At 61.0% G+C, this 20,157-nt stretch carries 17 protein-coding genes; 8 read left to right on the forward strand and 9 right to left on the reverse strand.

Features of this window, described 5'->3' with window-relative positions:
* The first annotated feature begins 82 nt into the window (after nucleotides 1-82).
* The 7 genes from ACXR0M_RS25025 to ACXR0M_RS25055 all read left to right on the forward strand — a co-directional run bounded on the left by ACXR0M_RS25025 (nucleotide 83) and on the right by ACXR0M_RS25055 (nucleotide 5,778).
* On the forward strand, nucleotides 83-1,072 hold the full coding sequence (locus ACXR0M_RS25025) for an alpha/beta fold hydrolase (protein WP_458834313.1): 990 nt from the start codon (nucleotides 83-85) through the stop codon (nucleotides 1,070-1,072).
* Between the two features lie 223 nt (nucleotides 1,073-1,295).
* A complete protein-coding gene (gene rraA / locus ACXR0M_RS25030; protein WP_458834314.1) occupies nucleotides 1,296-1,787 on the forward strand; it encodes a ribonuclease E activity regulator RraA in 492 nt (163 codons plus the stop codon).
* A 21-nt stretch (nucleotides 1,788-1,808) separates the two neighbouring features.
* On the forward strand, nucleotides 1,809-2,804 hold the full coding sequence (locus ACXR0M_RS25035; protein ID WP_458834315.1) for a zinc transporter ZntB: 996 nt from the start codon (nucleotides 1,809-1,811) through the stop codon (nucleotides 2,802-2,804).
* 63 nt (nucleotides 2,805-2,867) lie between these two features.
* Nucleotides 2,868-3,116: a hypothetical protein gene (locus tag ACXR0M_RS25040; protein WP_003223293.1), complete on the forward strand. Its 249-nt coding sequence runs from the start codon at nucleotides 2,868-2,870 to the stop codon at nucleotides 3,114-3,116.
* A gap of 2 nt (nucleotides 3,117-3,118) precedes the next feature.
* Entirely contained in the window at nucleotides 3,119-3,943 is an 825-nt protein-coding gene (locus tag ACXR0M_RS25045; RefSeq protein WP_458834316.1) for a mechanosensitive ion channel family protein, read from the forward strand.
* A gap of 87 nt (nucleotides 3,944-4,030) precedes the next feature.
* Nucleotides 4,031-4,621, forward strand: a complete 591-nt coding sequence (gene sigX / locus ACXR0M_RS25050) for an RNA polymerase sigma factor SigX (RefSeq protein ID WP_011333251.1) — start codon at nucleotides 4,031-4,033, stop codon at nucleotides 4,619-4,621.
* Nucleotides 4,622-4,728: 107 nt separating this feature from the next.
* Nucleotides 4,729-5,778 carry an OmpA family protein gene (locus tag ACXR0M_RS25055; RefSeq protein ID WP_458834317.1) on the forward strand — a complete coding sequence of 350 codons (1,050 nt, stop codon included), beginning with the start codon at nucleotides 4,729-4,731 and terminating at the stop codon, nucleotides 5,776-5,778.
* A gap of 98 nt (nucleotides 5,779-5,876) precedes the next feature.
* Here the strand turns inward: ACXR0M_RS25055 and cobA are convergent, their stop codons facing one another.
* The 8 genes from cobA to ACXR0M_RS25095 form a co-directional block, all read right to left on the reverse strand.
* Nucleotides 5,877-6,644, reverse strand: a complete 768-nt coding sequence (cobA, locus tag ACXR0M_RS25060) for a uroporphyrinogen-III C-methyltransferase (protein WP_458834318.1) — start codon at nucleotides 6,642-6,644, stop codon at nucleotides 5,877-5,879.
* 13 nt (nucleotides 6,645-6,657) lie between these two features.
* Nucleotides 6,658-9,372 (reverse strand): nitrate reductase, encoded by a 2,715-nt coding sequence (locus ACXR0M_RS25065; RefSeq protein WP_458834319.1) that lies wholly within the window; start codon nucleotides 9,370-9,372, stop codon nucleotides 6,658-6,660.
* Nucleotides 9,372-9,689 carry a nitrite reductase small subunit NirD gene (gene nirD / locus ACXR0M_RS25070; RefSeq protein WP_458834320.1) on the reverse strand — a complete coding sequence of 106 codons (318 nt, stop codon included), beginning with the start codon at nucleotides 9,687-9,689 and terminating at the stop codon, nucleotides 9,372-9,374. The genes ACXR0M_RS25065 and nirD overlap by 1 nt, the downstream gene beginning before the upstream one ends.
* The gene (nirB, locus tag ACXR0M_RS25075; protein ID WP_458834321.1) at nucleotides 9,686-12,139 is read right to left on the reverse strand and encodes a nitrite reductase large subunit NirB; all 2,454 of its coding nucleotides are present in this window, start codon (nucleotides 12,137-12,139) and stop codon (nucleotides 9,686-9,688) included. The genes nirD and nirB overlap by 4 nt, the downstream gene beginning before the upstream one ends.
* 419 nt (nucleotides 12,140-12,558) lie before the next feature.
* The gene (locus tag ACXR0M_RS25080) at nucleotides 12,559-14,229 is read right to left on the reverse strand and encodes a protein kinase domain-containing protein (RefSeq protein ID WP_458834322.1); all 1,671 of its coding nucleotides are present in this window, start codon (nucleotides 14,227-14,229) and stop codon (nucleotides 12,559-12,561) included.
* Nucleotides 14,230-14,236: 7 nt separating this feature from the next.
* On the reverse strand, nucleotides 14,237-15,448 hold the full coding sequence (locus tag ACXR0M_RS25085) for a nitrate/nitrite transporter (protein ID WP_458834323.1): 1,212 nt from the start codon (nucleotides 15,446-15,448) through the stop codon (nucleotides 14,237-14,239).
* A 688-nt stretch (nucleotides 15,449-16,136) separates the two neighbouring features.
* A complete protein-coding gene (locus tag ACXR0M_RS25090) occupies nucleotides 16,137-16,712 on the reverse strand; it encodes an ANTAR domain-containing response regulator (protein ID WP_458834324.1) in 576 nt (191 codons plus the stop codon).
* Nucleotides 16,713-16,727: 15 nt separating this feature from the next.
* Nucleotides 16,728-17,939, reverse strand: a complete 1,212-nt coding sequence (locus ACXR0M_RS25095; protein ID WP_458834325.1) for a CmpA/NrtA family ABC transporter substrate-binding protein — start codon at nucleotides 17,937-17,939, stop codon at nucleotides 16,728-16,730.
* A 224-nt stretch (nucleotides 17,940-18,163) separates the two neighbouring features.
* Here ACXR0M_RS25095 and ACXR0M_RS25100 point away from each other — a divergent pair, with 224 nt between their 5' ends.
* Nucleotides 18,164-19,183: a quinone-dependent dihydroorotate dehydrogenase gene (locus ACXR0M_RS25100; RefSeq protein ID WP_458834326.1), complete on the forward strand. Its 1,020-nt coding sequence runs from the start codon at nucleotides 18,164-18,166 to the stop codon at nucleotides 19,181-19,183.
* A 281-nt stretch (nucleotides 19,184-19,464) separates the two neighbouring features.
* Here the strand turns inward: ACXR0M_RS25100 and rmf are convergent, their stop codons facing one another.
* The gene (gene rmf / locus ACXR0M_RS25105) at nucleotides 19,465-19,680 is read right to left on the reverse strand and encodes a ribosome modulation factor (protein WP_003223300.1); all 216 of its coding nucleotides are present in this window, start codon (nucleotides 19,678-19,680) and stop codon (nucleotides 19,465-19,467) included.
* Between the last annotated feature and the right edge of the window lie 477 nt (nucleotides 19,681-20,157).

Below are 20,157 nucleotides of genomic sequence, written 5' to 3' on the forward strand. Positions count from 1 at the left end.
GCCCGCTCCCACAAAGGGCAGGGCTTTGATATGAAGTAGGGCGGGCTCCTGTGGATGCCGCCCTTTTTTGTGCAAGAGCATTATGCAAAGCAGCAGCAACCTGTTTCCTGTCGCCCTGATCAGCGCCGAACGCCGCGGTGATCTGAGCGAAGACGTGTACCGCTTGAAACCCGGCAACAGCCCCGACTGGTCGGTGGAAATTGCCGTGACCCGTCTGGGCATGGCCGATGACGCGACGCCGCGCGGTGTGCCGGTGATTCTGCTGCATGGCAGTTTTTCCAATCGACGCTTCTGGTATTCCCCAAAAGGCCTGGGCCTGGGCGCGTACCTGACGCGCCTCGGTTTTGATGTGTGGATCCCGGAAATGCGCGGCCACGGCCTGTCGCAGCGTAATGAGGACTACCGGCGCAACCGCGTGGCCGACTACGCCCGTTACGATCTGCCGGCGATTGCCGCGTTCGTCCGTGAGCAGAGCGGGCAGGTGCCGCACTGGATCGGTCATTCGCTGGGCGGCATCACCCTGGCGGCGGCGCTGGGTGGCGAATACCTCGGCGAGCCGGCGGTGGCGTCGGCGGCGTTTTTCGGCACACAGGTCAGCCGCACCTACTGGCCACTGAAGATTCCGCCGGTGGAGTGGGGCGGGCGCTTCATTCTCAAGCGCTTCGTGCAACTGTCCGGCTCACGCCTCAAGCGCGGCCCGGAAGACGAACCGATCGGGCTGGCGCTGGAAAGCATGCGTTGGTACGGCCTGTTCGGGCGGTTTGGCGACAAGGACAAGGATTGGTGGGCCGGTCTGGCCGAGGTTCAGGTGCCAGTGCTGGCGGTGACGGCGGCGGGGGACCATCAGGATCCGACGTGGGCCTGCCGCAAACTGTTCGAGCAGATCGGCTCCGGGCACAAGCAGTTCGTCAATCTGGGCCGCGAGCAGGGCTTCAGTGACAACTTCGGGCATGTCGAAATGCTGGTGAGCAAAGCCGCGCAGGCCGAAGTCTGGCCGCTGGTGGCGCGCTGGCTGCAGGATCAGCACACGCCGCTGTTGGGCGAGCAAGCGAATCTGGCGGCAGCGGGGTAAGCCGAAGGCGCTGAAGGGCATTTCGTTCGGATCGGCTTGCGGCTAAGATATGACGCGTTGTGCAATTCTGGTCATATTGGGTGGCTGTTTAGCGATAACGTTTCAGCGTTTGTTCAGGTTCGTTCAGCGACCATGCATGCGCCAGGGTAAACAGCGACCACCGGGACTCGTTTCAACAGAGTGCGACATCCTTGATCGTCATCCTTGTTACAGGAGTTTTTCGATGAACCATTACCTCACGCCTGACCTGTGCGACGCCTATCCGGAGCTGGTGCAGGTGCTGGAACCGATGTTCAGCAATTTCGGCGGCCGTGATTCTTTCGGCGGCGAAATCGTGACCATCAAATGCTTCGAAGACAACTCGCTGGTCAAGGCACAGGCTGACCTCAAGGGCAACGGCAAAGTGCTGGTGGTCGATGGCGGCGGCTCGCTGCGACGGGCGCTGCTGGGTGACATGATCGCCGAAAAAGCCGCGAAAAATGGCTGGGAAGGCATGGTCATCTACGGTTGCATCCGTGACGTCGACGTCATCGCCCAGACCGATCTTGGTGTGCAAGCACTGGCCAGTCATCCGATGAAGACCGAAAAACGTGGCATTGGCGACCTCAACGTACCCGTGACCTTCGCCGGCGTGACCTTACATCCGGGCCACTTCATCTATGCGGACAACAACGGCGTGATCGTTTCGCCGAGTCCGCTGCAGATGCCTGAATAAGTTTTCGACATAGGGATGCGGATGTTCGAGGAAGAAAACGCGCAGTGGGGGCTGGTGCATGCCCTGGTGCTGGACGGTAAAGGCGGTGCGCGTTCGATTGCCCGGACCGAGCTCGATGCTCTGCAGCTGCAGGCTCATGAAAGCCTGTGGCTGCATTGGGATCGCAGCCATCCGCAAACCCAGACCTGGCTGCGCAAATCCAGCGGCCTGAATGAGTTCAGCTGCGACCTGCTGCTGGAAGAAAACACCCGGCCGCGCCTGTTGCCATTGCCGGATGCCGAGCTGCTGCTGTTTCTGCGCGGGGTCAACCTTAATCCGGGGGCCGAGCCGGAAGACATGGTCTCGGTGCGGATTTTCGCTGCCGCTCAGCGTGTGATTTCGCTGCGTTTACGGCCGCTGCGCGCCACCGATGAATTGCTGGCGCTGCTGGGCGAGGGCAAAGGCCCGAAAACTTCCTCTGAACTGATCCTTTATCTGGCGCAATTCCTCACCAACAAGGTGCAGGATCTGGTGACGTGCCTGTCGGAACTGGTCGATGAAGAGGAAGAAAAACTGGATGCCGACGAACGGTATACCCCCGAGCATGGCTCGATTTTGCACATCCGCCGCCGGGCGGCCGGACTGAAGCGTTTTCTCGCCCCGCAGCGGGACATTTTCGGACAGCTGACGCGGATCAAACTGCCGTGGTTTGTCGACGATGACGCTGACTACTGGAACGAATTGAACAACAGCCTGACCCGCTACCTCGAAGAGCTGGAGTTGACCCGAGAGCGCATGGGGCTGGTGCTGGAGGCCGAAGACCGGCGTCTGAACGTGCGCATGAATCGCACCATGTACCGTTTCGGCATCATCACCTGCATCTTTTTACCGATGAGTTTTCTCACCGGTCTGCTGGGCATCAACGTTGGTGGAATTCCGTTCTCCAGCAGCCCTTATGGATTCCTCATCGCCTGTCTGACGGTGCTGGCGATGGCGTTCGGTCAATGGTGGTTATTCCGCCGTTTGCGCTGGGTGTGAAGATGCAACATGTGACCCGACCAAATTTGCCCGCGTCTTTCACAGACATCACGAGAGGTGCGTATGCACGATCCGTTTGAACAGTCTTTGCGCGACATGCTCAACGCTTCGCCGTCCAGCCGCGACGACGATGCCTGTCTGGGTCGCGTACTCAAAACCGCCAACCGTCAGGTCGGCGCCGGTGATCTTTTCAGCCTGCTGGGCCGCTGGCTGCCCGCGCTGATGATCGCCCTGAATAACGGATCGGCTCACGTCTCGCCGGTTTCCCGTCTTCGTAAAACCACTGCACGCACTGCTGATAAGGCTGATTGAATATGGAACTTGATCTCTGGACTCAGAGCCTCGTCACTGCAATGACTGCGTTGTGGACCAAAGTTGCCAACTTCATCCCGAACCTGTTCGGCGCACTGGTGGTGCTGCTGTTGGGCTTCGTGGTGGCCAAGCTGCTCGATACCTTGCTGTCCAAGTTGCTGGCCAAACTGGGCCTCGATCGCCTGATGGGCGGCACCGGCCTGACCAAACTGTTGTCGCGGGCCGGGCTGCAAGTGCCGATCTCGACCCTGATCGGCAAGATCGTCTATTGGTTCGTTCTGCTGATTTTCCTGGTTTCTGCAGCAGAGTCGCTTGGACTTGAGCGAGTTTCAGCTACGCTGGACATGCTGGCGCTGTATTTGCCGAAAGTTTTCGGTGCCGCGCTGGTGTTGCTGGTGGGTGTTCTGCTCGCGCAGCTGGCCAATGGGCTGGTGCGCGGGGCGGCGGAAGGCGTGGGCCTGGACTATGCTTCAGGTTTGGGTCGCATTGCCCAGGGGCTGGTGATCATCATCAGCATCTCGGTCGCGATCAGTCAGCTTGAGGTCAAGACTGACCTGCTGAACCATGTCATCGTCATCGTATTGATTACCGTTGGTCTGGCGGTTGCGCTGGCCATGGGCCTGGGAAGCCGGGAAATTGCCGGTCAGATTCTTGCGGGAATCTATGTGCGTGAGTTGTATCAGGTTGGGCAACAAGTGCGTGTTGGTGAGGTCGAAGGCCAGATCGAAGAGATCGGCACGGTTAAAACCACATTGCTGACCGATGACGGTGAGCTAGTCTCACTGTCCAATCGGATCCTGCTGGAACAGCATGTGAGTAGCCGCTAACCCGGCAAACCCTGCTAATGTATGCCGCCGCAAAATGCCCTGAAGGGCCAGCGGCGGACATTGACCTGACTGTCGGCACGACTTGTTTTGAATAAAGCCCAAACGCTATCCACGCGCTACGACCCCCGTGAGCTCTCTGATGAGGAGCTGGTCGCGCGCTCGCATACCGAGCTGTTTCACGTGACGCGCGCCTACGAAGAGCTGATGCGGCGTTACCAGCGAACATTATTTAACGTTTGTGCGAGATATCTTGGGAACGATCGCGACGCAGACGATGTCTGTCAGGAAGTGATGCTGAAGGTGTTGTATGGCTTGAAGAACTTCGAGGGGAAATCGAAGTTCAAGACCTGGCTGTACAGCATCACTTACAACGAATGCATCACGCAGTATCGGAAGGAACGGCGAAAGCGTCGCTTGATGGACGCCTTGAGTCTGGACCCCCTGGAAGAAGCGTCGGAAGAAAAGGCGCCGAAACCCGAGGAGAAGGGCGGACTCGACCGCTGGCTGGTGTATGTGAACCCGATTGACCGTGAAATTCTGGTGCTACGATTTGTCGCAGAACTTGAATTTCAGGAGATCGCAGACATCATGCACATGGGTTTGAGTGCGACAAAAATGCGGTACAAACGTGCTCTAGACAAATTACGTGAGAAATTTGCAGGCATTGCTGAAACTTAGTTCAGCGCAAATATCTCTTACGTGTAGGCAAGTTCTGATAGACTTGCCGCCGAGTTGTCCCCCGGTTTGCGGGACTGCTTCACAATCACCAGATGGGGATTTAACGGATGAAACTGAAAAACACCTTGGGCTTGGCCATTGGTTCTCTTATTGCCGCTACTTCGTTCGGCGCACTGGCACAAGGCCAAGGCGCAGTTGAAGGCGAGATCAACTACAAGAAGCAGTACAACGACAGCATTGACCATGTCGAAGACGGCTTCAACCCAGGCGCCAAAATCGGTTACTTCCTGACCGACGACGTCTCGATCAACTTCGGCTGGGATCGTAACAACCACACCCGTTCGAACGACGGCACCGGCAGCCAGAAACTGCGTGGCGACAACTTCGGTCTGACCGCTCAGTACCACTTCAACAACGCTGGCGACGCTCTGCGTCCTTACGTTGAAGGTGGCGTCAAGCACGGCAACCTGACCAACGTAGCTGCTGACGGCCACACCGGTCGCGACCAGTCGACTTTCCTGACTGCTGGCGCTGGCGTTAAGTACTACTTCGCCGAAAACTTCTTCGCCCGTGCTGGCGTAGAAGCTGACTACAAACTGGACAACGGCCGTTGGGACTACGCTCCATCGGTTGGTCTGGGTGTGAACTTCGGTGGCGGCGGCAAGCCAGCTGCTGCTCCAGTTCCAGCTCCGGCTGAAGTCTGCTCCGACAGCGACAACGATGGCGTTTGCGACAACGTTGACAAGTGCCCGGACACCCCAGCCAACGTAACCGTTGACGCTGATGGCTGCCCAGCAGTTGCTGAAGTTGTTCGTGTAGAGCTGGACGTGAAATTCGACTTCGACAAGTCGGTCGTCAAGCCAAACAGCTACGCTGACATCAAGAACCTGGCTGACTTCATGAAGCAGTACCCAGCTACTCACACCACTGTTGAAGGTCACACTGACTCCGTCGGTCCTGACGCTTACAACCAGAAACTGTCCGAGCGTCGTGCAAACGCCGTTAAGCAAGTTCTGACCAACCAGTACGGTGTTGAGGCTTCCCGCGTTCAGTCGATCGGCTACGGCGAATCCCGCCCAGTTGCTGACAACAAAACTGAAGCTGGTCGCGCTGTTAACCGTCGCGTAGAAGCGCAGGTTGAAGCTCAAGCTAAGTAATTAGCTCGCCGCTTTGAGAAAAGCCCGGCTTATGCCGGGCTTTTCTTTGCCTGCGATTTGGCGTTGAAGCTTTAAAGGATCGCAGCCTGCGGCAGCTCCTACAGGATGTGGACAGCTCCTCTGTAGGAGCTGCCGAAGGCTGCGATCTTTCGCTCTTCTGCAACGGCCGCCACCGCCCCAATCACCAGAATCGCCGGGCTTTTCAATTCAAAAGCACAGGCATCCTCTGCCATGCCCAGCAAATCGCTCCGACACTCGCGCTGCTCCGGCAACGACGCATTTTCAATCATCGCCACCGGCGTATCCGCCGCCATCCCGCCCGCCAGCAGCTGATCGCGAATCTCGCCAAGCTTGGCCACGCCCATGTAAATCACCAGCGTCGTGCCGCCCTGCGCCAGCGCCTGCCAGTTCAATTGGCTGTCATCCTGAGTGTGCGCAGTCACCAGCGTCACCCCGCGCGCCACTCCGCGCAGCGTCAGCGGAATATCGCACTGCGTCGCGCCAGCCAGCCCGGCGGTGATGCCGTTGACCAGCTCGACCACAACCCCACGCTCGCGCAGCCACTGTGCCTCTTCACCGCCGCGACCGAAAATGCACGGATCGCCGCCCTTGAGCCGCACCACGCATTTACCCTGGCGTGCATAACGCAGCATCAGGCGGTGGATGAAGGCCTGCGGCGTCGAGCGACAGCCGCCGCGTTTGCCCACGGCAATGATGCGCGCCGCCGGGCAGTGCTCGAGCACGGCGTTATTGACCAGATCATCGATCAGCACCACATCGGCTTCACGCAAGGCGCGCACCGCTTTGAGGGTCAACAGCTCCGGGTCGCCGGGGCCTGCGCCCACCAGCCAGACTTTCGCATTCATGCGGTGTTCCTCATCAGATCGCGACGGCTGATTGCACGTCGGCAGCCAGCAAACGTTTTATTTCCGGGACGCAGGAGCCGCATTGCGTGCCGCAGCCCAAGCTGTCTTTCAAACCCTGCAAGTCCAGGCCCTGGCGAATGCCGGCGCACACCGCGTTGAGGCTGACGTTGTTGCAGTTGCACAAGGTTTTATCCACAGCGCTTTGCGCCCCGACGCTACCCGGTGGCGCGCTCATCGGCGCCAGCAGCCAGCGTCGCAGTTGTTCGTCCGCCCGGCCTTCCAGCCACAGCCCTTGCAGCCAATGCTGGGCGAGGGTTTCGCCGGCCAGGCGAATCGCAGTGATCCGGCCGTTTTCTATGCGCACACGCTTGCCGATGGCGCGGCGTGGATCGTCATAGGCCAATACCGGGCCGTCGATCAACGCCAGACAACGGTCGATTTCACTCAGCAATTGCGGATCCGGTGCCTCGCTGCTGGCAGCGCGTATCAGCAACGCCGATCGTTCACGTCCGACAAGGCTGAGACTTGCGTAGGAAAACGCCTCACAGAGCGGACGTAGCGTCTCGAAATGCCGTTGAACATCGCCCTCGATGAGTGCGAATAGCTGCCACGGCAGATTCACCGGTTCCAGGCGAACTCCGCTGTGCTTGAGTTCCGGCTGCTTCGACAACGGATCAAACGCCGGCAGGGTCAGACTGTTCACCCCACCCTTGAGAAAACGATCGCCCCAGTGCATCGGCAGAAACGCCTGGCCCGGGCGCACGCTGTCATCGCTGGCGACCGCGACAACCAGCGCACCGCGGCGACTTTTCAGACTGACCAGATCTCCCGGCTGCAAGCGGTGCCGACGCAGTTCGTCCGGGTGCAGGCTCAACAACGCCTCGCTGACATGGCCGAACAATTGCGCGGCAGTACCGGTGCGGCTCATACCGTGCCATTGATCGCGCAGGCGTCCAGTGATCAGGGTCAGGGGAAAGCGCGCATCGCGTTGTTCCTTGGCGGCGCGGTAGGGCTCGCTGATGAACTGCGCGCGACCGCTGGCCGTCGGGAAGACCCCGTCGCCATACAGGCGCGGCGTGCCTTGTCGGGCCCCGGTGGGGAAGGGCCATTGTTGCGGCCCGATGTCGTCGATCAAAGCGTGGCTGATGCCGGACAAATCCAGATCACGTCCGCGTGTCAGTGCTTTGAATTCATCGAACAGCTGTGCAGGCTGTTCGAAGGCAAACAGGGCCGGTTGCTGCGGACGCAGACGTTTCTCTAGACGCTGTGCGAAATCCACGGTGATCGCCCAGTCCGCTCGCGCTTCAGCCGGTGGGAGAATGGCTTTGCGTACGTGGGAAATGCGCCGTTCGGAGTTGGTCACCGAACCTTCTTTCTCGCCCCAACTGGCGGCGGGCAATAACAGATCGGCGAAGGCCGCGGTCTCGGTGGTACGAAAGGCTTCCTGCAACACCACGAACGGGCAGGCTTGCAGCGCTTCACGAACGGCGTGTTGATCGGGCATCGACTGCGCAGGATTGGTACAGGCAATCCACAGCGCCTTGATCTGGCCGCTGCGAACTTGCTCGAACAACTCAATGGCGCTGAGTCCGGGCGTGTCTGGCAAACGATCAACGCCCCAATAAGCCGCGACTTCGGCGCGATGCTCGGGATTACCTGCGTCGCGGTGGCCGGGCAGTAAGTTGGACAGGCTGCCGGTTTCGCGTCCACCCATGGCATTCGGCTGACCGGTGAGGGAGAACGGTCCTGCGCCCGGACGGCCAATTTGCCCGGTGGCCAGGTGCAGGTTGATCAGCGCACTGTTTTTTGCGCTGCCGGCGCTGGACTGATTCAACCCCATGCACCACAACGACAGAAAGCTCGGCGCTGTGCCCACCCATTCAGCGCATTGCTGCAACTGCTCGACGCTGATTCCGCACAATTGCGAGACCATTTGCGGGGTGTAATCGCGCACCATTTTTTTTAGCTCAGGCAAGCCCTCGGTATGCGCCTGGATGAAATCGCGATCGATCCAGTCTTCCCACAACAGCAGGTGCAAAATCCCATGAAACAACGCGACATCGGTGCCGGGCAGAATCGCCAGATGCAGGTCCGCGAGGTCGCAGGTGTCGGTGCGCCGAGGGTCGATGACGATGACTTTCATCTGCGGCCGGCGGGATTTTGCCTCTTCCAGCCGACGGAAAAGGACCGGATGGGCGTAGGCCATGTTACTGCCGACGATCATCACGCAATCGCTCAGCTCCAGATCCTCGTAGCTGCACGGCGGGGCGTCGGCGCCGAGGCTGCGCTTGTAGCCGACCACTGCCGACGACATGCACAGCCGCGAATTGCTGTCGATGTTGTTAGTGCCGACCAACGCGCGGGCGAGTTTGTTGAAGGCGTAGTAGTCCTCGGTCAGCAACTGACCGGAGATGTAGAACGCCACGCTGTCCGGGCCGTGTTCGGCGATGGTTGCGGCAAACACATTGGCCGCGTGTTCCAGCGCGGTATCCCAATCGGTGCGGCTGCGCGCCAGACCTTTGCCCAGGCGCAGTTCCGGGTACAACGCGCGGGCGGCGAGGTCGCCGGTCAGGTGCAGGGTCGCGCCTTTGCTGCACAGTTTGCCGAAGTTGGCCGGGTGCGCCGGGTCGCCGCTGACGCCGAGGATGCGCTCGCCGTCATGCTCGATCAGCACGCCGCAACCGACGCCGCAGTAACAGCAGGTCGAGGCGGTCGTCTGGCGGCTCATCAGGCGCTATCCCGCAGCGCCAGTTGCACCCGGCCATTCTCGACGCGCGCCGGGTGATGGTGCGCGCAACCGATGTCCGGGGCCTGGGCTTCGCCGGTTTGCAGGTCGATCTGCCAGTTGTGCAACGGGCAGGCCACGCGTTTGCCGTAGATCAAGCCTTGGGACAACGGCCCGCCCTTGTGCGGGCAGCGGTCGTCGAGGGCGAAAACCTCATCGTCGCTTGTGCGAAAAATCGCGATGTCACCTTTCGGCCCGGCAATGATCCGCGAACCGAGGGCGTTGATTTCATCCAGCGCACAGATATCCAGCCAGTTCATGCCGGCACCTCCAGGTTTTTCACGGGGATCACCTCGAATTCTTTCTTCAGTTGCGGCTGTGCCAGACGCTCCTTCCACGGGTCCTGTTCGAACGACAGGGAGAATTGCAGGCGTTCGTTCAGCGCCTTGCGCCGCTCCGGGTCTTCGAGCACGGCGCGCTTGATGTGCTCCATGCCGACCCGTTGCAGGTAATGCACGGTGCGTTCGAGGTAGAAGGCTTCCTCGCGATACAGCTGCAGGAACGCACCGTTGTATTCGCGGACTTCTTCGGCGGTTTTCAGCTTGACGAAGAACTCGGCGACTTCGGTTTTGATCCCGCCGTTGCCACCGATGTACATCTCCCAGCCGGAATCGACACCGATTATTCCTACGTCCTTGATCCCCGCTTCCGAGCAATTGCGTGGGCATCCGGAGACGGCCAGCTTCACTTTGTGTGGCGACCACATGTTGAACAGGTCGTGTTCCAGCTCGATGCCCAGTTGCGTCGAATTCTGCGTGCCGAAGCGGCAGAACTCGCTGCCGACGCAGGTTTTCACGGTGCGGATGGATTTGCCGTAGGCGTGACCGGAGGGCATGTCGAGATCCTTCCACACGCCGGGCAGATCCTGCTTTTTGATCCCCAACAGGTCGATGCGCTGGCCGCCGGTGACCTTGACCATCGGCACGTTGTACTTGTCGGCCACGTCGGCGATGCGCCGCAGTTCCGACGGGTTGGTCACACCGCCCCACATGCGTGGCACCACCGAGTAAGTGCCGTCCTTCTGAATGTTGGCGTGGGCGCGTTCGTTGATCAGGCGCGATTGCGGATCGTCCCTGGCTTCGCCGGGCCAGGTGGAAATCAGGTAATAGTTCAGTGCCGGGCGGCAGGTGGCGCAGCCGTTCGGGGTGCGCCAGTTGAGGTAGCTCATGGTTCCGGCGATGGTCAGCAGGTGCTGCTCGCGAATGGCCTGGCGGATTTGTCCGTGGTTGAGGTCGCTGCAGCCGCAGATGGCTTTTTCGCTTTTCGGTTTGACGTCCGCTGCGCCGCCGACGGTGTTGATCAGGATCTGCTCGACCAGCCCGGCGCAGGAGCCGCAGGAGCTGGCGGCCTTGGTGTGTTTCTTCACCTCATCGACGCTGAACAGGCCGTGTTCCTGAATCGCCTTGACGATGGTGCCCTTGCACACGCCGTTGCAGCCGCAGACTTCGGCGCTGTCGGCCATGCTCATGGCTTTGTCCTGGCCCTGATGTCCTACGTCGCCCAGAGCGTTTTCGCCGAACATCAGGTGATCGCGGATCTCGCCGATGGCGTGATTCTCACGAATCTGCCGGAAATACCAACCGCCATCTGCCGTATCGCCGTACAGACAGGCGCCGACCAGCACGTCATCCTTGATCACCAGTTTTTTGTACACGCCGCCGATCGGGTCGGAGAGGGTGATGGTTTCGGTGCCTTCGCCGCCCATGAAGTCGCCGGCGGAAAACAGGTCGATGCCGGTGACTTTCAGTTTGGTCGAAGTCACCGAACCCTGGTAACGAGCGAAACCCAGTTGTGCGAGGTGGTTGGCGCAGACCTTGGCCTGTTCGAACAGCGGCGCCACCAGGCCATAGGCAATTCCGCGATGGCTGGCGCATTCGCCGATGGCATAGATGCGCGGATCGTAGGTTTGCAGCGTGTCATTGACCAGAATCCCGCGGTTGCACGGGATGCCGGCGCGTTCCGCCAGTTCGGTGTTGGGGCGGATGCCGGCGGCCATCACCACCAGATCGGCGGGGATGATCTCGCCGTTCTTGAATTGCACCGAGCCGACCCGACCGTTGCCAGCGTCGTGCAGCGCCTGAGTCTGCTCGCACAGGCGAAAGTGCAGGCCACGGGCTTCGAGGGCGCTTTGCAGCAACTGGCCGCTGGTCTTGTCCAGTTGCCGCTCCAGCAGCCACTCGCCGATGTGCACCACGGTCACGTGCATGCCGCGCAGCATCAGGCCGTTGGCGGCTTCGAGGCCGAGCAGGCCGCCGCCGATGACCACCGCGTGTTTATAGGTTTTTGCGGTGTCGATCATCGCCTGGGTGTCGGCGATGTCGCGGTAGCCGATCACGCCGTGCAAGGTGTTGCCGGGGATCGGCAGGATGAACGGCGTCGAGCCGGTGGCAATCAGCAGGCGGTCGTACTCGGCTTCGGTACCGTCCTCGGCGATCACCCGGCGTTTGACCCGGTCGATCTGCACCACCTTGCGGTTCAGGAGCAGCTTGATGTTGTTTTCCAGGTACCAGTCGAGGTCGTTGAGCACGATCTCTTCGAACGTCTGCTCACCGGCCAGCACCGGCGACAGCAGGATGCGGTTGTAGTTGGTGTGCGGCTCGGCGCCGAAGACGGTGATGTCGTACAACTCGTTGCTCAACTTCAGCAGTTCTTCCAGGGTACGGACCCCGGCCATGCCATTGCCGATCATCACCAGTTTGAGTTTTTTCATCAGGTTCTCCGGGGAGCTGCGGCGGGCCTGTTGGGGCCGTCGGGCCGTGCTCGACAAATTTTGCGCAAACAAAAAAAGGCGTCCCGCTAGTTGCCTAGCGAGGACGCCTTTGTCCTGGTCCCGTTCTCTCGGGAAGCCCGGCCTTCGTCGTTGAAGGTTGGGCTTTATGTATGTTGAAAGAGGTAATGCAGTGGTTGTGCCAAGTGGCGAAGGGGGCGGGTTTATTGGGATTTGGTCGTTTTTCAGGGTTATTTTTTGCACTGAATCGAGGCGGGTTGCTCATTCGTGGGGCGTTCAGGCGGGTGGCTTTTTGGTGATTGGGCTGACGCCTTCGCGAGCAAGCCCGCTCCCACAGGGGATCTGTGTCGTTCACAGATCCACTGTGGGAGCGGGCTTGCTCGCGAATGGCGCGACGCGGTTCAACTGTGAAACAACAAAACCAGCAGCACCAGATTCCCCAACAAAGCCAACAGCGCCACCGTCCGCCAGACCTTCAGCGGCTCTCGCTCCAGCAAAGGCCTGGGCCGCACGCTCAAACTGCGCCGTTCACCCTGTTCCAGCAGCAATAACCATTCTTCAGCGGTTTCAAAGCGCTGTTGCGGATCGGCCGCCACGCCGCGCTCCAGACTTTGCACGAGCCATTCCGGCAAGTCCGGGCGATAACGGCTGGCACTCACCGGCACGCCGAAGCGCGGTCGCTGGAAGGCTTCGATCTCGCCATAGGGAAAATGCCCGGTCAGCAGGAAATACAGGCTCACACCCACTGCGTACAAATCCTGTTGCGCACTCGGCGGTTCGCCGCGAAAGGCTTCCGGGGCGATGAAACTCGGGGTTCCCGGCAGGGTAGCCGGCGTGTCTTGTGAGAGTCCCGGGCAGTACGCCAGACCGAAATCCAGCAGGCGCAACTCGCCGTCATCGCCCAGGTGCAGGTTCTCCGGCTTGATGTCGCGATGCAGGATCTGCCGGCGATGCAGCAGGCCCACTGCGCGTAACAGGCGCTCGGCAAGCTCCTGCCACTGCGCCAGCGGCAATGGATGATTGCGCTGAAACAGCTCGGCCAGGGTCGTCCCGGAATATTCGCGCATCACGTAGTACAAATGCTGACGCTGAGTGACGGCATGGACTTCAGGAAAATGCCGCCCGGCCACGCGCTTGAGGAACCATTCTTCCGCGAGCAAGGCCTGTCCGGCCTGCGGATCGTCGGCCAGCCGCGCCGGCAAGGTTTTCAGCAGCCAGTTCGCGCCTTGCCCGTCAATGACCCGATACAGCAGCGATTGCTGGCTCTGACCGACCAGGCCTTGCACCTGCCAGCCTTCGAACACCTGCGCGGTTTTCAGCGGTGGTGGCAGCGGCCATTGCTGCAAATGAATCAGCGCATCACCGAGGCTCGCTTCGCCGACAGCCTCGACCCGCACCAGCAGCGCACTGGCGTTGTCCTGACTGCCTGCCAGGTGTGCGGCGTTGACCAGCGTGTGTGCGGCGCTGTCGAGATCCGGCTGATCGCGCAGAATCGCGGCAATCGCGGTATCGCCCAGGGTCGACCACACGCCATCGCTGAGCAGCACGAAACATTCGTCCGCGCGCAACTCGCCATCGAGAAAGTCCAGCACCAGATGCTGATCCAGCCCCAGCGCGCGTTTGAGCACGTGCTGCATGCCTGGTTGATCCCAAACGTGATCCTCGCTGATCCGTTGCAGGTAGTCAGCGTGCCAGCGATACACCCGGCAATCGCCGACGTGAGCCAGGGTGAAGCGCTGGCCGCGCAGAACCAGTGCGCTGACCGTGGTCAGCAACGGTTGCCCGCCGCCATTGGCCTGCAGCCAGCGGTTTTGTGCGAGCAGCAGGCGGTCCAGCGCCTGCGCCACGCTCCAGGTTTGCGGCGTGGCGTAGTAATCGAGTGCCAGCGCCTGCAGGGTCGAGCGTGCGGCCAAGCCACCGTCGGCGCATTGGCTGACGCCGTCGGCGATGGCGAACAGGTAACCCTTGCTGGCGGCCAGCGCCGGGGCGGGCGTGACCAGGCGCAAGGCGTCCTGGTTTTCCGCGCGCGGCCCGGTGGCGCTGGCTTCGGCGAAACTCAGTTGCAGCGGCATTGCCCGTTCAGACTCGCGCAGCGGTCACAGCAGCCGAACCCCAGGTGGTTCTCCAGCGACGTTTGACCCCGTGCAGACCGAACCACGCCAGCACCCCAAGGCTGGCGAACAACCACAGCGCCAGTTGATAGCTGCCGGTGCTTTGCTTGATCGCGCCCATGCCCGCCGCCAAGGCAAAGCCGCCGATGCCGCCAGCCATGCCGATCAGCCCGGTCATTACGCCGATTTCCAGGCGAAAACGTTGCGGAACCAACTGGAACACCGCGCCATTACCAGCACCGAGACCCAGCATGGTGCAGACGAACAGCGCCAGTGCGGCGTAGGAACTGGGCAGGTTGAAACCGACGGCCGCAATGCAGATCGCCGCCACGGTGTACATCGCCAGCAAGGTGCGAATGCCACCGAAGCGATCCGCCAGCGCGCCACCCAGCGGGCGCATCAGGCTGCCGCCGAACACGCAGGCGGCGGTGTAGTAACCGGCCGTGACCGGGCTCAGGCCGTACTGGTCGTTGAAGTAGCCGGGCAGGGCGCTGGCCAGACCGATGAAGCCGCCAAAGGTCACGCTGTAGAAAAACATGAACCACCAGCTGTCGCGGTCGCCAAGGGCCTTGAAATAGTCAGCCATGGCTTTGGCTTTCGGCCGCTGCGGCGCGTTTTTCGCCAGCCAGGCGAACAGCACCAGGGTCAACAACAGCGGAATCAAGGCGAAGCCGAACACATTGCTCCAGCCGAACGACGCCGCCAGCACCGGCGCGATCAACGCGGCGAACACGGTGCCGGAGTTGCCCGCGCCGGCGATACCCATGGCCTTGCCCTGATGCTGCGGCGGATACCATTGCGAGGCCAGCGGCAGGGCCACGGCAAACGAGGCGCCGGCCATGCCGAGGAACAGCCCGAGTATCAGCGCTTGTTCATAGCTGTGGATGCCCAGTTTCCAGGCACCGAACAGTGCACAGATGACGATCACCTGACCGATCAGCCCGGCGGTTTTTGGCGACAGCCGATCCGCCAGCATGCCCATCACAAAGCGCAGCACTGCACCGGCCAGAATCGGCGTCGCCACCACCAGGCCGCGCTGTTGCGTGGTCAGGTGCAGGTCGGCGGCGATTTGCACGGCCAACGGGCCGAGCAGGTACCAGACCATGAAGCTCAGGTCGAAATACAGAAACGCTGCGAACAGGGTCGGGGTATGGCCGGATTTCCAGAAGCTTGAATTCATCGCGCACCTCGGCTGAAAAGAGTCTCGAAAGGAGTCACAGCAGGTGGCGCGCCGCCACGGCCGCACCACCGGCCCCGGGCTGTGGGGCCAAAACGCAAAAACGCCGCTACCGGTTCGCCGATGGGGCGAGCGGGTGAGCGACGTCTTTGTCGTAGGTGGGGCAACCGCCGTTGGTTACCTGTGGGTTTTACTTAGCGAGATTTGTGCCAACCGGTGAAAGATCAAAAGCCCCTCACCCTAACCCTCTCCCGGAGGGAGAGGGGACTGACCGAGGTGTCTGGCGTTAAACATCGACCTGAGAAACCGAGTCGATTATGGATTCACAGCAGAAATCACAGGTCAGCGTATTTCCCGAGCATCCCCCAATCAGTCCCCTCTCGCGGAGGGTGAGGGACTGACCGAGGTGTCTGGCGTTAAACATCGACCTGAGAAACCGAGTCGATTATGGATTCACAGCAGAAATTGCAGGTCGGCGTATTTCCTGAGCATCACCCAATCACTCCCCTCTCCCGGAGGGAGAGGGGACTCACCGAGGTATCTGGCGTTAGACATCGACCTGAGAGACCGAGTCGATTATGGATTCACAGCAGAAATCGCAGGTCGGCGTATTTCTCGAGCATCCCCCAATCAGTCCCCTCTCCCTCCGGGAGAGGGCTAGGGTGAGGGGCTTTTCAGCGGTGAGAATGCCTCAGCCCAGCAGCTCGCTCATCGCGATGATCTGCTCCGCCACTTGAATCAGCTTCTGCTGGCGGCTCATGGCCTGGCGGCGCATCAGGGTGTAGGCCTCGTCTTCGTTGCAGTCTTTCATTTTCATCAGCAGCCCTTTGGCCAGTTCGATGCGCTTGCGCTCGGCCAGTTGCTGGTCGCGGGCCTGCAATTGCGCGCGCAGGGCCTGATCGCTTTCGAAGCGGGCCATCGCCACATCCAGAATCGGCTGCAGGCGCTGGGCGTGAATGCCTTCGACGATGTAGGCGCTGACCCCGGATTTGATCGCCTGGCGCATCACCCCCGGGTCATGTTCGTCGGTAAACATCACGATCGGCCGCGGCTGGTCGCGGCTGACCAGCACCACTTGCTCCATGACATCACGCCCCGGTGACTCGGTATCGATCAGGATCACGTCCGGGCGCACCGTTTCGACGCGGGCCGGCAGGTCGATGGTCAGACCGGATTCATCGATGACCTCGAAACCGGCCTCGGTCAATGCGGCCTTCAGACGCCCGACCTTTTTCGCGGTGTCGTTGATCAGCAGAATACGCAACATATTGGCGATCTCCTGTCAGCGGCGGGCGAGAAGGGCAGTGGCATCGCTCAGAGCGTGCAGCCTGAAACTGCGGGCGTACGCCGCTGGATCGCTGCCGTCCCAGATTTTGCCGTCGAGCAACTGACTGCTGCGCATTTCCTTACCCCAGGCCGCGACGCCCACGGCGGTGGCGGCTTCACGGTAGATACCCAGCTGCTGCACCTGCCGCGCCACGGCGAGGTAGTCAGGGTCCTCGCGCAACAGGCCCCAGCGGCGGAACTGGGTCATGAACCACATGCCGTCGGACAGGTACGGCAGATTCACCTCGCCATTGCCGTGAAAGCGCAAGGCGTGCGGGTCCTGCCAGCGGTTGCCCAGACCGTCGGCGTAATCGCCGAGAAAACGCGGCTCGATGCATGACAGCGGGGCGTCGAGGTATTCCGCGGCGCTCAGCAGTTGCGCGGTGCTGCGGCGGTTTTCCGGGCTTTGTTCGATGAAGCGGCTGGCCTCGAGAATCGCCATCACCAGCGCGCGCGCGGTGTTCGGGTATTGCTCGACGAACGCGCGAGTGCAGCCGAGGACTTTTTCCGGGTGATCGGGCCAGATGGTCTGGCTGGTGGCCAGGGTGAAGCCCAGATCCTGCTGCACGGCGCTGGCCGCCCACGGCTCACCGACGCAGAAACCATCGATGCGCCCGGCTTGCAGGTGCGCGACCATTTGTGGCGGCGGCACCACCACGCTGTCGACGTCCTGCAACGGATGGATGCCCTGACTCGCCAGCCAGTAATACAGCCACATCGTATGGGTGCCGGTGGGGAAGGTCTGGGCAAAGGTCAGTTTTGCGCGGCTTTGGTGCGCATGCCGGTCCAGCGCTTCAGGACTGGTCACGCCCAGTTGCTGCAAGCCGTGGGACAGGTTGAGGCTCTGGCCGTTCTGGTTCAGCCCCATCAGCACCGCCATGTCACACGGGGCGACGCCGCCGATGCCCAAGTGCACCGCGTAAATCATTCCGTACAGGCTGTGGGCAACGTCGAGTTCGCCGCTAACCAGCTTGTCGCGCAGGGTCGCCCAGGATGCCTGGCGCTTGAGGTTGATCGTCAGCCCGTAAGGTTGGGCAAAGCCTTGCGTGGCGGCGACCACCACTGAGGCGCAATCGCTGAGGGCCATGAACCCCAGGTCGATCACGGTTTTTTCCGGGGCATCGCTGCCGTTGACCCAGGCCAGTGGCCCGACGGATGAATCGCTCATATAAAAGCACCTTGCAAAAAAAAGCGCCGTCCCAGGCTTTGCCCGAGCAAACCTGAGGACGACGCCATTGTCCGTGCCCGCACGCCGCCATTGGCCTGTGGACTGATGAGCGGGAAGGTGCAAGGCATATGCCAGTCGCGTTGATTTACCTGTGTGCCTCGCGCCGGGGGAGGTTGCCCGGCTATAATCGCCGCCTCTTTTCGCCGCTCGAGTCATCGCCGCCCATGTACACCCTGGCCCGTCAGCTGTTGTTCAAACTTTCCCCGGAAACTTCCCACGATCTGTCGCTGGATCTGATCGGCGCGGGTGGGCGTTTGGGCCTCAACGGCATGCTGTGCAAGAAGCCGGCGAACGTACCGGTGACGGTCATGGGCCTGGACTTCCCGAATCCGGTGGGGCTGGCGGCCGGTCTGGACAAGAACGGCGCGGCCATCGACGGCTTCGCGCAACTGGGTTTCGGTTTTGTCGAAATCGGCACCGTGACCCCGCGCCCGCAGCCGGGCAACCCGAAACCACGGATCTTCCGCCTGCCGGAAGCCGAGGCGATCATCAATCGCATGGGCTTCAACAACCTCGGCGTGGACAACCTGCTGGCGCGGGTCGCCGCCGCCAAGTACCAGGGCGTGCTGGGGATCAACATCGGCAAGAACTTCGACACCCCGGTCGAGCGCGCGGTGGATGACTACCTGATCTGCCTGGACAAGGTCTACGCCCACGCCAGCTATGTGACGGTCAACGTCAGCTCGCCGAACACCCCGGGCCTGCGCAGTCTGCAGTTCGGCGACTCGCTCAAGCAGTTGCTGGCAGACCTGGCCACGCGTCGCGCCGAACTGGCTCTGCGTCATGGCAAACACGTGCCGCTGGCAATCAAGATCGCCCCGGACATGACCGACGAAGAAACCGCGCAGGTCGCGCAGGCGTTGATTGAAACCGGGATGGACGCGGTGATCGCCACCAACACCACCCTGAGCCGCGTCGGCGTTGAAGGTATGGAGCATGGCGACGAGGCGGGTGGTCTGTCCGGTGCGCCGGTGCGTGAGAAGAGCACCCATACCGTGAAGGTGCTGGCGGGCGAGCTGGGCGGCAAGTTGCCGATCATTGCCGCGGGCGGGATCACCGAAGGCAAGCATGCGGCCGAGAAGATCCTGGCGGGCGCGAGTCTGGTGCAGATCTATTCCGGTTTCATCTACAAGGGCCCGGCGCTGATCCGTGAGTCGGTAGACGCCATCGCCGCCCTGCGCTGAGTTTACTGAGGATCCTGTGATGAGGGGGCTTGCCCCCGTTGGGTTGCGAAGCAGCCCTCTGCGGTCCATAAGGTAAACCGTTTTGCGGTCTTGACGACTGCTCCGCAGCCGAACGGGGGCAAGCCCCCTCGCCACAGTAGTCCAGTGCTGGCAATTGATTTTTGCTGGCATAAAAAAGGGCTCCTCGAAGGAGCCCCTGGGCCGTAGCCCGCCGTCCGGGAAGGACGTGCATGGTAAGTCGTCAGAAATTCAGATTGTCGTGTTGCAATAAGTGCCCTGTGTCAGCCAACGGCGTGAAGTTCGTTGAGTCTGTGGATTCCCGCAGTGCCGGTCATACCGTCCCAGTTGTCGCCGCGTCCTTCTCGCCAGCCGTTGATCCAGGCTTGACGTACCGACGGTAGAGTAAATGGGCAAAGCTCGCGGGATTTGCCACCAACGCCATATTGATATCCGCGCAAAAATGCTCTTTCCAACGGATCACGCTTAAGTCTTCTCATAGGGTGTTTCCCTCACTTGTTGACTGTGTTCATCGCGTTGACCTCAATCGAGGTCTGGCAGAAAGATTTCTGCCGTTGGGCGGCTCGCTGCCGGCGTGGCGAGCCAAGGTGTTGACGCCGTTGGGACGTCAACCTGTGATCAGTTCTAACCAATGAGTCACAGCGAGGGAATGATCGTTTTGTCATAAGGACGTAACGAAAATAGTGCTACAGCCATAAGTAACTTTGGGTTTCATGCGCGTTTTATGAGCAAACCCCGGTATGATCGGCTCCGCGCTGAATGAAGGGGTTAATCCTTTAGTGAGAATGACCCACGTTTGCGCTTGGTTAATAAGCGACGAAGGGTCGCTTCAAGACTTTTTGTTTCATCAACTTTTTTATCTGTCCCGGCATCTAAGCTCCTTTAACCCGAGCAGCGGGGATGGAACGGCACACCTTCGTGCCACGCGGGCGCTCTTTTAGAAAAGCGCCTGATTG

The sequence above is a fragment of the Pseudomonas sp. Eth.TT006 genome, assembly GCF_054456575.1.